The sequence below is a fragment of the Exiguobacterium sp. RM11 genome, from assembly GCF_059821525.1.
The window spans coordinates 377,222-389,677 of the sequence record NZ_CM187558.1; the positions used below are offsets into that span (position 1 = coordinate 377,222).

Below are 12,456 nucleotides of genomic sequence, written 5' to 3' on the forward strand. Positions count from 1 at the left end.
CTCCTACCACATATGGTACGATGAATTGACGGAAAGGGGGATGAGCATGGCGATTGAACCACTTCGCGTGCGTGTCCAGCAAACAACACGGATGAGTGACATGCCAGAGGCGATTGAGCTCTCGGCTGACGGTTTATACTATCCATTGAAGACTGGCTTTATTTTAATGTTTGACCAACAACAAGAGGACGGACCGGTCCCGACGACAATTAAGTACACGCCGGAACGATTGGCGCTGATCTGTAAAGGACCGATTGAGATGAATCACTCCTTCATCGAAGGTCGCTTCACGCAAAGCTTATACAAGAATCCATATATGTCGATGACGATGGCGACGACGACATCGCGCCTCGATGTGTCAGAAGAATCATGTACGTTCGTATATGAGTTGTCCATGAATGAAGAAGATGTTGGCATATATGAAGTACATGTCACGTGGACATTTGAAGGAGGAGAAGAGTGATGAACTTTACAGAACGCGTAAACAAGATTGAAGAGATGTTGAACGAAGACTGGTTCGAGATGCTCGAAACAAACGAAGAAGAGTATGAAGAGTGGCGCGGTCGTCTCGAGGATCATGCCGAACAAGTCATCACGCACTATGACCAAGAGAACGGTGTCGATGTCAATTCAATCGATAAACTGCTTCAATTGAACGATGAGTTCCCGCTCCTTTACGGAGAGGACACCGTTCGCCTGTATATCGCACTCATCGAGGCACGCCCAGAAGACAAAGCGGTCTACGATCGGTACGTCGATTATTTGGCAGCCATCAGCGATGCATCGCACGAACAGTTCTTACATTTCCATACGCTCGTCGAAGCAGGACGGTTAGAAGAAGCGAGACAACTCGCTCCACATATGCCGCAACGTCTCGGACTCGAAGAATAAGCATACCGACAGTGTCATCCGAACAGGATGGCACTTTTTTTATGGTTGAAAGGGGACACACTTCGACGAGAACGTCCATTTTATTTCGATTGTGCGCTCTTTAAGATGAAGGAACAAGGAAATCAATTTAGAGAACACGAATGGAAATGAATAAAGGGGGAAATGTGATGTTAAGACTAATCAAAACATCTGTCGAACAAAAAGAACAGATTCTGGCATTTTTAGAGGAATGGTACGAACGGGATGAGCGGATTGTCCCGACCTCGGTGGACCGTGAAACGACAGACTTCGAGGCGTACGTCAACACGTTACGTCAGAAAGAGTTACGTGAGAACATAGAGGAAGGCTGGGTCCCGAGCACGACGTATTGGCTCACGGACGGAGAGGAGCTTCTCGGGGCGGCGAACATTCGTCATGAGTTGAACGAATCGCTCTTGAAGATTGGCGGGCATGTCGGATATGGAGTAAAGCCGAGTGCGCGCGGACGGGGACTCGCTACGATTCAATTACAACTTGCGCTTAAGAAAGTGAAAGAGCTAGGTATTGAGCGTGCACTCATTACGTGTAACCGGACAAACGTCGCTTCCCGTCAGGTCATTTTAAACAACGGTGGCGTCGCGGACACACCGTATACAGAAGAAGACGGGACGATCGTTGAGCGGTTTTGGATTGACTTGAGAGGATGAAGACGAGATGGCGAACTGGATCATCATTTATTTGGCGCTGATTAACTTCTTCGGCATCTATTTGTTCCGAGAAGAGACCGTTCCTTCAAAGAAGTGGTTCTCTTTCTCGAGCGGGGTCGCCATCACGTACTTCTTCATGTATCTCTTGCCGTCGCTGAATAAACGCCAGGACACACTTCGTATCGATTGGTTGAATCTGGCCCTACCTTCAGAGATTTACATCGTCAGTCTCATCGGGTTTACATTGTTCTATGGCACGATGCGGTTCGTTCGGACGCCTCACTTCCAAGATGAAGCGGTCGATCGGGCCGTTTCGTATTGGCTACAAGTGACCCTGCTCACGGCATACATGACATTTTCAGCGTATGTGGTGACGGCCGATTCCGTGACGTTCGTTGCGAGAAGCTTCTATGCGACGGCGCTCGGTGTCCACTTTTTGGCACTCGGTCATGACTTGAACCGGCACTATGGTGAACGTTACATGCGACAAGGACGCTACTTGTTGAGCGGTGGGATTTTGCTCGGTGGGTTCTTTTCACGCTGGATTGACTTGGCCGCACACGTCGAAGCGCTCTGTTTTGCGTTCGTGGCCGGGGCGATGATTCTCAATATCGTGAAGTTTGAACTCCCATCCGACCGAAATCTACACTTCCGCACATTCGTTTTGGCCGTATGTAGTTATGGGGGATTATTGCTCATCTTGAAACATCTTCTAAACTTCTGACGAGAACTTCACAAAAATGAATGACTGTTCATTCATCATTTGATATACTGAATTCAAGATTGAATCCGTTTTCAAAAGGGGGAGTTTTGGGGATGTCTACATTTTTAATCGTCAACTGGATTCTATTCTTGCTCGTCCTCGGCTATGGGGTGTATTTATTTGCTTCGCTGGTTCACCAGCGTTATACATTCATCAAGCTCGGGAAGAAGGCAGAATGGAGCCAAACGAACAAAGAACGACTCGAACAGGTCATGATCAACGTGTTCGGTCAAAAGAAATTGTTAAAGGATAAAAAGAGTGGCGCCATTCACGTCATGATGTTTTATGGCTTTATCCTCGTCCAATTCGGGGCGATTGATTTTATTTGGAAAGGACTAGCGGTCGGAACACGTTTCCCACACATCCCGCTCGGTCCACTCTATCCGATCTTCACGTTCATGCAAGAAATCGTCATGCTCATGATTCTCGTCGCGGTCGTTTGGGGATTCTACCGTCGTTACGTCGAGAAGCTTGTGCGCTTGAAACGAAACTTCTTAGCCGGTCTCGCCCTCATCTTCATCGGCGGGTTGATGGTTTCTGTTTTGTTCGGGAACGGGTTTTACCTCGTCTATAAAGAAGAGCTTCCGATGTGGGGTGAACCGGTTGCGACACTCATCGGTTCAGCGTTTGCTTGGGTACCGGGTTCGGTCGCTTTCGCCTTGTTCGTCGTCTTTTGGTGGATGCACCTCTTATTCTTACTCAGCTTCATGGTTTACATCCCGCAAGGCAAACACGCGCACTTGATCGCCGGGACGCTCAACGTCTGGCTCGGGCGCACACACAAAGTCGGTCGCTTGGCACCTGTTGATTTTTCAGCAATGGAAGAAGCAGAAGAATCAGATGAAGAAATCGTCTTCGGGGTCAACAAGATTGAAGACTTTAACCAGAAGCAACTCGTCGACTTGTACGCTTGTGTCGAGTGCGGACGTTGTACGAATGTGTGCCCGGCAACGGGAACAGGGAAGATGTTGTCGCCGATGGACTTGATTGTCAAACTTCGTGACCACATGAATATGAAAGGTGCAGCGGTCACAAGAAAATCACCGTGGGCACCGGCACTCATGTTCCAAAACACGCAAGGTGCTGAAATCGCAGCAGCGGCGCAAGATGGCCATATGCTCGTCGCAGACGAGTTGATCGGCAACGTCATCACGGAAGAAGAAATCTGGGCGTGTACGACGTGCCGGAACTGTGAAGATCAATGTCCGGTCATGAACGAACACGTCGATAAAATCATCGACCTTCGTCGCTACCTCGTCATGATGGAAGGGAAGATGGATCCAGAAGCGCAGCGCACGGTCGCAAACATCGAGCGTCAAGGAAACCCATGGGGAATGAACCGGAAAGAACGCGAGAACTGGCGCAAGGATACAGAACTCGTCATTCCGACGGCAAAAGAGAAGAAAAAAGCAGGCGAAGAATTCGAATACCTCTTCTGGGTCGGCGCGATGGGCTCTTACGATAGCCGTAGCCAAAAAGTCGCGCAGAGCTTTGCGAGCGTCTTGAACAAGGCGGGCGTCTCATTCGCCATTCTCGGAAACGAAGAGAAGAACTCAGGGGACACACCTCGTCGAATCGGAAACGAGTTACTCTTCCAAGAACTCGCCGAAGCGAACATTAAATTGTTTGAGAAGTATGGGGTGACGAAGATCGTCACGGTCGACCCACACGCCTACAACACATTCAAAAATGAGTATCCAGACTTCGGACTTGATGGTGTGAAAGTGTATCACCATACGGAGTTACTCGCCGAATTGCTCGATACGGGTCGGATTCAGCCGGATCTTCAAGTGAACGAACGTGTCGTCTATCACGACTCATGTTACCTCGGTCGTTACAACGGCATTTATGATGCACCACGATTCGTCCTCGAACGGATCCCGGGTGTCGAACTCGTCGAAGCGACACGTAACCGTGAAAACGGCATGTGTTGTGGAGCCGGTGGTGGTCTCATGTGGCAAGAAGAGAAAGTCGGGACACGTGTAAACGTGGCCCGGACGGAACAATTGCTTGAGACGAAACCGACGGTCATCGGTTCGGCATGTCCGTACTGCTTGACGATGTTGTCTGATGGAACGAAAGCGAAGGAAGTCGATGAGACGGTCGGCACGTTCGACGTCGTCGAATTACTCGATCGTTCGCTGAAAGCCGTCGAGATACCAGAACCGGTTGTACAATAATGCAGGAAGGCACGGTCCGCGGACCGTGCCTTATTTGTTTATTGCATTTCAGCTGTGGAAAGAAGCGAAGAGGTCAAATGAGACAAACCTTGTGTCGTCTCGTTGATGGATGAAATGGTTTCAACCATCTGTCCGAGATCTTGTTTGTTCCGTTCAAACGAAAGGACGTATTGCCCCATTTCTTCTTGAACGGTCGAGAAACTAGCCTTGACGTCATTCAATTGACGCATGGCTTCATCGTTCGTCCGATGCATATGTCCCATTTGATCAAAGAGTGCTGCGATATTGGCTTCATTTTCATGAATGAGCGCATTGATTTGACTGCTCAGTTGTTTCGCGTTCTCCGCGAGTGTGCGCACTTCGGTGGCGACGACAGCGAATCCTTTCCCGTGTTCACCCGCTCGAGCCGCTTCGATTGAGGCGTTTAGGGCGAGCAAGTTCGTTTGATTGGCGATTTGTTCGATGCTTCGCGTCATGTTGACGATTTCTTGAGAACCATTTTTTAGAGCTGTGATGCGATCGAGCGAAGTGTCTACATAAGTGGCAGATTGTTTGAATTCGACTTCCATCTGTTCGATTTGTTCGCCGTTCGTATGTGTCAACGTCATCAAGTGACGACTCATCTTTTCCGTTTGCTCCGTTTCCGCAAGAACTTGGTGCGCGCGATTGCTTGTTTCAGACATCGCTTGCCCTGTTCGGTCCATCGTCGTAGCGACTTCTGCACTGACGCGTGAAACGTCGCTTAACAATGTGGCACGGGCTTCGTTCGCGGACTCGAGTTCATCGAGACGGGCATTGACGTATTGTTCGGTAACGATTTGTGCGTCTAAATTCATCGCGTGTGATAACGCCAAAAGCGATTCTGTCAAAGTCGCCGGGTCATGTTGATACGTCTCGACGACTTTTGGGATGAGCAATGTATTGAACGCCGAATACGTCGCGAGGAACCAGACGACAGGGACCGCAAAGTGGTGATGTGTCTGTCCCATTCGTTTTCGCAAGGCTAAGAATTTGTCATCGATGTTCCCCGTCAACAAACTGCGAAAGTAATCGGCGAATACGTTTTTTAAACGTTCTCTCGTCGATGAGGCGTTCGCGATTCTGACCATTTCGGGTTGAAGCATTAAGTGATCGAGTACGTTTTCAAGTACTTCATCTAGCACGGACTCCACGAGTGGAGCCATGTCTTGTAGGCGCTTCACTTGAGAGGCCGTATACCCCATATAGTGAGCACGTCCGCTCAAACTCGAGTCAGATGGCTTGGCGATTGTCTGAATGTCGGGAAAACCTTCGGAAGCGACGAAATCTGTTGAGGTTGTCTTAAGAAAAAGTGCCATATGTTTATTCTCCTTCTATTTACATCAAAATTGGCGTTCTCTTCTATATCGGCAGAAGTGTGAAGAAACTGAGAAGTTGATGTGTTTTGAAAAAGGTTCACCGATAAATGAATATGGGAAAAGGTGATGGAAGAGCAGAATATTCAATCTTGAGTTAGGGGTGCGAACCGTGAAAAATATGGTTGTTTTGTTGACGATTGTCAGCGCGCTTAGTAGCCAAATCCTTCCCCAAATTTTGTTTTTATCCATCATGGCAGTCGAAGAAGGGGTCGGACGATTGATTCCGTTCCTTATTTTTTACGTATCGAGCATGTCAGGACTCTTGTTGTGGGTTTATGTTATCGGACGACGTGGCTCAAAGGATACGTTTTTAATGGCTTTGTCTGTCCTTGTCGTCGGTCTCGTGTGTTTTGTGCTTCCATTTGGTCGTGCCATTGAATGGAGCGCATTTTTTGTAGGCGTCGGCTCGATTGGAGTCGGTACCATCATGACGACGATTTTATCGCAATTGAATGAACTGAAGTCTGCTGCGAAAGCTGACTCGAATGAAGAAAGTGGCAGTTCATTACCATTAGTCCTCGCATTAGTCGGCTGGATCGCTGTGTTCTCTTACGCATTGTCACAGTCGTACAATCTTGCCATCGCCTTATTCTTAGTGAGTCTGATTTTGCCTTGGCTATTCGTACGCAAGTTGCCCCTTCAAAAATCTACGACATGGCAGTTTGAAACCCGTTCTTTTCTCCGCGCCTTTATCGCGGTCACCGTCTTTACGTTGATTAGTCGTCTCCTTAGTCTCTTGGAAGGAGCGCGAGGCTACATTGAAGTGTTTAGTCTGATGATTATTTTGTTAGCATATGTGGGTTGGTTGTTATTCCAAAAACGAGTTCGGGCCTTCATTGGGGCGAGTCGGACGCGCCAAGTTCAATTATTGTCATTTGTCATCGGGTTGTTCGGCGGTTGGACGTTGATTGGTGCTGTATTTGTCAGCATTGCTCTCTATTCGTTCCAAGTGCTAATGATATATGTGTTCGTTCCGTTTTTAGCCGGCGTGATTGGTTGGATCTTGTTTGGTCATATATTTGATTTTGCGCGCCATCCTTATCTTGTGTTACTCATTTCCTCTTTGGTTTTTTTTCTAGGGTTTATCGAACCTCTCGCATTCATACCAGTATTATTTGTCAGTGGTTATACACAAACCATGTATTCAAGTGTCAGTCATGCTTACTTATTCGAAGAGTACGGGGAAAACAAAGAGTTTGCCTCGCTGCTCATTCAATTGTGGAAGCGATTCGGAATGGTCGTATCGTATTCGTTCTTGATGGTCGGATTGTTAGGATACGGTTTGTACGTCGGACAGACCGTCAATGCGGAATTGTCATTCCAAATCCCACGAGGTTGGATGTTCGGCGTTCTCGGACTGACGTGGTTGTTCAATATCGGATTGATTACCGTCTATTGGTTCCGTATTCGAACCGAGGCATCCAATGAATCATAATTTTCTCTAGCTTTTTCATATCGCTTTTGTTTATAATGAGGAGTGATGTTTAACTAGTGACGGAAAAGGAGTGTCCTTTAATGAATAAATCGTTGATTGATTTCGTTTATGAACTTCTCCAAGAAACTGGCGAGCAGCCTGTTTCTTTTGATGAGATTCGCGAAAAGATCAAGCAAAACTATACGTTTGCGAGTGAAGAAGAAGAGCTCGAGAAAATCGCACAACTTTACACCGATTTGAACATCGACGGGTTGTTCGTCAACTTGGGAGCAAACCGTTGGGCGCTTCGCGTTTGGTACCCATTCGACAAGTCGGATGAGGATCTCGTCATCGAAGCACGTCAACGTGGTGAACTTGACGAATTCGAAGAAGAGTTCGAAGAAGCAGACGAAGGCATCGTCGACATCGAAGATGACTTGGATGTATTCGCAAAAGTAGAAGATTATGATTCATCTGAATTTGACGATGATGACGAAGAAGAAAAAGTAGAAGGCCTTGATGACTTCAAGGACGACGACTTGGACGACGACCTCGATCTCGAAGACGAGGATGATTTATAAGAGACCGCAAAAAAGCCGGGCATCGCGCCCGGCTAGGCGTGTCTCTTTTTCTTTTTTAGTCGTTTTCACCGACTTGAAAAAAAGAAAAAATAATATCTTGACGACTGTATCGTCTCTGGCGTAAATTAGTCATGGGCTAGTTTAGCACGTAACGATGCAGCAAAAGTGTCCTCCATTTTCGGGGGCACTTTTGCTTTTTTTGTTTTTTCGTTTCCCGATGGTTGGTATTCAAGAGAGGAGAAAGAAACATGACAAAGTACATTTTCGTAACAGGCGGGGTAGTATCTTCGCTCGGTAAAGGGATCACGGCAGCTTCACTCGCGCGTCTACTCAAAAATCGAGGACTCAACGTGACGATTCAAAAGTTTGACCCATACATCAACATCGACCCAGGTACGATGAGCCCGTATCAACACGGAGAAGTATTCGTCACAGATGATGGCGCTGAAACTGACCTTGACCTCGGACACTATGAGCGTTTCATCGACATCAACTTATCGCAAAACGCGAACGTCACATCAGGACGCATTTATTCGACTGTCTTGAAAAAAGAGCGTCGTGGAGACTATAACGGTGGAACGGTTCAGGTCATTCCGCATATCACGAACGAAATCAAAGACCGTGTTTTCCGTGCAGGTCGTGAGACGAACGCTGATGTCGTCATTACAGAGATTGGTGGAACAGTCGGAGATATCGAATCTCTTCCGTTCATCGAAGCCATTCGCCAAGTAAAAAATGACATCGGGAAAGAGAACGTCATGTACGTTCACTGTACGCTCGTTCCTTACCTTCGTGCGGCAGGTGAGATGAAGACGAAACCGACGCAACACAGCGTTAAAGAGCTTCGCAGTTACGGAATTCAGCCGGACATCATCGTTCTCCGTACAGAGCACGATATCCCGGAAGACATGCGTGAGAAAATCGCACTCTTCTGTGATACGCGCAAAGAGGCGGTCATCGAAGCGCAAGATGCGTCGACACTTTACGAAGTACCACTCAACCTTCAAAAACAAGGAATGGACCAACTCGTCAACGACTACTTCGGTTTCAACACACCGGCTGCCGACATGACGGCGTGGAAAGAGCTCGTTCACACGGTCACACACCTTGAGAAGAAAGTGAAAATCGCACTCGTCGGGAAATACGTCGAGTTGCGTGATGCTTATATCTCAGTCGCAGAGGCGCTCAAGCATGCAGGTTATGCCTTCAATGCGGACATCGACATCGACTGGATCAACGCAGAAGACGTGACAGCTGAAAATGTTTCAGACATCCTCGGCGATGCTGATGGTATCCTCGTTCCTGGTGGGTTCGGTGAGCGTGGGATCGAAGGGAAAATCGAAGCGACACGTTTCGCTCGTGAAAACAACGTACCATTCTTCGGAATCTGTCTCGGGATGCAACTCGCGACGGTCGAGTTTGCCCGTAACGTCTTGAAATTGGACGGTGCCCATACGGCTGAAATCGATCCATCGACACCGTATCCAATCATCGACCTTCTTCCAGAGCAAAAGGACATCGAAGACCTCGGCGGCACACTCCGTCTCGGACTTTATCCATGTAAACTCGAAAAAGGGACGAACGCGCACGCCGCATACGATCAAGAGCTCGTATACGAGCGTCACCGTCACCGTTACGAGTTCAACAACGAGTACCGTGAAGCGTTTGAAGCAGAAGGCTTTAAGTTCTCAGGTACGAGCCCGGACGGTCGTCTCGTAGAAATCATTGAGATCCCAGAACACAAGTGGTTCGTAGCATCACAGTTCCACCCAGAATTGATTTCGCGTCCAGAACGTCCACAACGTCTATTCCATGACTTCATCCAAGCATCACTTGGAGAATAAGTGATTGAAAGCCACGGTCCATTGCGGATCGTGGCTTTTTCTACATCAAAAGCATGAGAGGGAAGGTGCCCTTGGCAGGATACATCCCCTTCACTTTCTGGGTACACTAGAAGTAGAACGGGGAGAGGGTGATGGCTCATGAAAGAACGACATTCGATTTATCTTGGATACGGATTGGGGCTTGTGGCGCTCAGTCTGTTGCCGTTCATCGTCTTGCCTTCCCTCCTATTACCCTACCAGCTCGGGTGGACGGGCATTGTCTTACTAGCCCTCTCGGTCGGGCTATTGCGGGCGATTCGGGACGGCTCGAACGTCATCCTGAAGCAGATGTGGAAAATTACGTTTTCTCTCTTCTTGATTTTCGTTCTCGTCTATTACGTCTCGTTCGGACTTGTTCTCTATGACACATATGGATTAGATCGTCTATTAGAACAATATGAACGACAGGCGGTCTGGGTATTCGCGGCATTCAGTTTTTTACAGCCGATTGCCTTACCGGTCCCGGAAGCGGTCAGTGTGCCGATTGGAAGTGTAGCGCTCGGACCGTTTCGAGCCGCTTTGGTCGGAAGTATTTCGACCACGCTTGGTATCTTTGTCATGTATGGGTTGGCCCGGTTCGGTCGTGAGCGAATCATCCGCTGGGTCGATGAGGAGAAGTTGAAGACGTACGACCGATATGTCGAGAAGTATGGTCTTGGCATTTTGCTCGTCTTATTCATCATTCCGATTTTGCCGGACGAGGTGATCTGTCTTGCGGCCGGATTCAGTCGCGTGCCGTTCCCACGTTTCGCGGGCATCGCGTTCGGTGCAAAACTCGTCACGTCGTTCGGGCTTGCCTATTCTGTCTCCATCGGACAATTGTTTATGACCGATTCGAGTCCAATTGCGATCGCTTCCGTCATGGCGAGTTTGGTTGTCTTAATCCTTGCGTTCATTTGGCGCAAGCGAAAAAAAGGAGATTCGAATGGGACGCAAGAATAAGGTAAGGACGATCATAGAGAGGAAGACAAGATGCGACAAGACAATGAAGTGGTCATTCGACCGATTGAAGAACAAGATTTAGCCCGACTATGGGAATTGATTTATCGGGATGCGACACCGGAGTGGAAACAATGGGACGCCCCTTACTTTGAACACAAGGCGATGTCCTACGAAGAGTTTCAGCAAATCGAGCAGTCGCTCATCCAAAAAGATGACATGTGGGTCATTGAAGTGGATGGAACCGTATATGGGACTGTTTCTTATTATTTTGAGGATGCCGGACGAGAGTGGCTCGAGATGGGCATCATCTTGCATCAGTCCGACCGCTGGAATCGTGGTGTCGGGACGCGTGCCCTTCGTCTATGGACAGAACATTTATTTGAGACGTTACCAGTCGTCCGTGTCGGCTTGACGACATGGTCAGGAAATGAACGGATGATGCGGGTCGCTGAAAAAGTAGGCATGCAACTGGAAGGTCGAATTCGTCAAGTGCGTGTCGTGAACGAGAAGCGCTACGATTCGATTCGGATGGGTATGTTACGGGAAGAATGGATTACGCAAAAGCACCGCGGATAAAAAGTCCGCGGTGCTTTGTGTTATTTCACTTCTTGATCTTTAATCGGGAACCAACCGGCACGAGTCGTGATGGCGTTCCAGAGTGGAGCGGGAACAGCGAGTTCGGCTTGTTTGTTCAAGTCGAGTTCTGTCTCAATCTCGTCTTCGCGGTCCGATTTCACTTTTTCAAGCCATTCCGGGTCGATGATGAGTTCGCGACCGAGTGCGGCAAGGTCGACGACCTCGAGTGCGTCTTCGACTTGCGCCGGACGCTGAAGTTGCCCGACTCCGATGAGCGGGATGACACCGTTGATGCGTTTGGCGATGCGGTCAATCGAACGTTCCGTGACGTTCTCGTCACGCATGGAAGCCGTATTGAAGTTCCAGAGAGACGCGTGAATATAATCGACGCCTTCTTCTAAAATCATATCGAGCAACACATCCGTGTCGTCGAGCGTGATGCCTGGCTCTTCGATTTCTTCTGGTGAGAAGCGATAGCCGACGAGGAAGTCTTCTGCATCTGCGGCTGCTTCTTTGACACGGCGAATGACTTTGCGTGGGAACGTCAAACGTCCATGGACATCACCGCCGAAGCGATCTTCACGGCGATTCGAGTGCGGTGAGAAGAATTGTTGAATCAAGTAGGTATTCGCCCCGTGAATCTCGACTCCGTCAAATCCGGCTTCGATAGCGCGACGCGTCGCTTCGCCGAACGCCTCGATGATGGCTTCGACTTCTGACGTCTCGAGGGCACGTGGTGTAGCGGCTCCTTCGCGGACAGGTGCGACGGCACTTGCGCTGACAGGTTGTTCGTTCGGGACGAGTTCAGGTGGTGACATCCGTCCTGCGTGGAAAATTTGAAGGATGGCTTTTGCGCCTTCCGCTTTTAAACTTTCCGCCAATTGACGGAGACCCGGGATGAATTTGTCGTCATTGACCCCGAATGCGTTCGGGAACCCTTTCCCGTCTTCTGTCACGTAGGCGCAAGCCGTGATGGCGAGCCCGACGTTTTGCGCCCGCTTCCGATAGTAGGCGAGCTCATGCTCGGATACTTCGCCCGTTGGCTCTGATGAGTAATGTGTCATCGGTGCCAATACGAGGCGGTTCGGTACTTCGACGCCATTTTTGAACTGAAAAGGTTGTAACATACGTTTCATCTGAAAT

Annotated in this window: 12 protein-coding genes; 10 read left to right on the forward strand and 2 right to left on the reverse strand. The window is 48.8% G+C overall.

What is annotated here, in order from left to right; translation table 11 throughout:
- The first annotated feature begins 46 nt into the window (after nt 1-46).
- The 5 genes from AC5LIL_RS02135 to AC5LIL_RS02155 all read left to right on the forward strand — a co-directional run bounded on the left by AC5LIL_RS02135 (nt 47) and on the right by AC5LIL_RS02155 (nt 4,520).
- Nucleotides 47-463, forward strand: coding sequence for a YwiB family protein (locus AC5LIL_RS02135; protein WP_499824728.1), 417 nt, complete (start codon nt 47-49; stop codon nt 461-463).
- The gene (locus tag AC5LIL_RS02140; RefSeq protein WP_074035800.1) at nt 463-891 is read left to right on the forward strand and encodes a hypothetical protein; all 429 of its coding nucleotides are present in this window, start codon (nt 463-465) and stop codon (nt 889-891) included. Before AC5LIL_RS02135 ends, AC5LIL_RS02140 begins: the two co-directional genes overlap by 1 nt.
- A gap of 167 nt (nt 892-1,058) precedes the next feature.
- A complete protein-coding gene (locus AC5LIL_RS02145; RefSeq protein ID WP_499824729.1) occupies nt 1,059-1,577 on the forward strand; it encodes a GNAT family N-acetyltransferase in 519 nt (172 codons plus the stop codon).
- Nucleotides 1,578-1,584: 7 nt separating this feature from the next.
- Nucleotides 1,585-2,301, forward strand: coding sequence for a hypothetical protein (locus tag AC5LIL_RS02150; protein WP_214694601.1), 717 nt, complete (start codon nt 1,585-1,587; stop codon nt 2,299-2,301).
- 92 nt (nt 2,302-2,393) lie between these two features.
- Entirely contained in the window at nt 2,394-4,520 is a 2,127-nt protein-coding gene (locus AC5LIL_RS02155) for a (Fe-S)-binding protein (RefSeq protein ID WP_499824730.1), read from the forward strand.
- A gap of 38 nt (nt 4,521-4,558) precedes the next feature.
- Here the strand turns inward: AC5LIL_RS02155 and AC5LIL_RS02160 are convergent, their stop codons facing one another.
- Nucleotides 4,559-5,857 carry a methyl-accepting chemotaxis protein gene (locus AC5LIL_RS02160; RefSeq protein WP_499824731.1) on the reverse strand — a complete coding sequence of 433 codons (1,299 nt, stop codon included), beginning with the start codon at nt 5,855-5,857 and terminating at the stop codon, nt 4,559-4,561.
- A gap of 178 nt (nt 5,858-6,035) precedes the next feature.
- Between AC5LIL_RS02160 and AC5LIL_RS02165 the strand changes: the two genes are divergently transcribed.
- The 5 genes from AC5LIL_RS02165 (at nt 6,036) to AC5LIL_RS02185 (ending at nt 11,313) form a co-directional block, all read left to right on the forward strand.
- The gene (locus AC5LIL_RS02165; RefSeq protein ID WP_499825343.1) at nt 6,036-7,352 is read left to right on the forward strand and encodes a hypothetical protein; all 1,317 of its coding nucleotides are present in this window, start codon (nt 6,036-6,038) and stop codon (nt 7,350-7,352) included.
- Between the two features lie 80 nt (nt 7,353-7,432).
- Nucleotides 7,433-7,912: a DNA-directed RNA polymerase subunit delta gene (gene rpoE, locus AC5LIL_RS02170; protein ID WP_499824732.1), complete on the forward strand. Its 480-nt coding sequence runs from the start codon at nt 7,433-7,435 to the stop codon at nt 7,910-7,912.
- 248 nt (nt 7,913-8,160) lie between these two features.
- Entirely contained in the window at nt 8,161-9,756 is a 1,596-nt protein-coding gene (gene pyrG / locus AC5LIL_RS02175) for a CTP synthase (protein WP_031422194.1), read from the forward strand.
- 138 nt (nt 9,757-9,894) lie between these two features.
- Nucleotides 9,895-10,737: a TVP38/TMEM64 family protein gene (locus AC5LIL_RS02180; RefSeq protein WP_499824733.1), complete on the forward strand. Its 843-nt coding sequence runs from the start codon at nt 9,895-9,897 to the stop codon at nt 10,735-10,737.
- A gap of 30 nt (nt 10,738-10,767) precedes the next feature.
- Nucleotides 10,768-11,313: a GNAT family N-acetyltransferase gene (locus tag AC5LIL_RS02185; RefSeq protein ID WP_499824734.1), complete on the forward strand. Its 546-nt coding sequence runs from the start codon at nt 10,768-10,770 to the stop codon at nt 11,311-11,313.
- 20 nt (nt 11,314-11,333) lie between these two features.
- On the opposite strand, the gene AC5LIL_RS02190 is transcribed toward AC5LIL_RS02185, so the two are convergent.
- Nucleotides 11,334-12,449 (reverse strand): NADH-dependent flavin oxidoreductase, encoded by a 1,116-nt coding sequence (locus AC5LIL_RS02190; protein WP_499824735.1) that lies wholly within the window; start codon nt 12,447-12,449, stop codon nt 11,334-11,336.
- Nucleotides 12,450-12,456 lie beyond the last annotated feature (7 nt).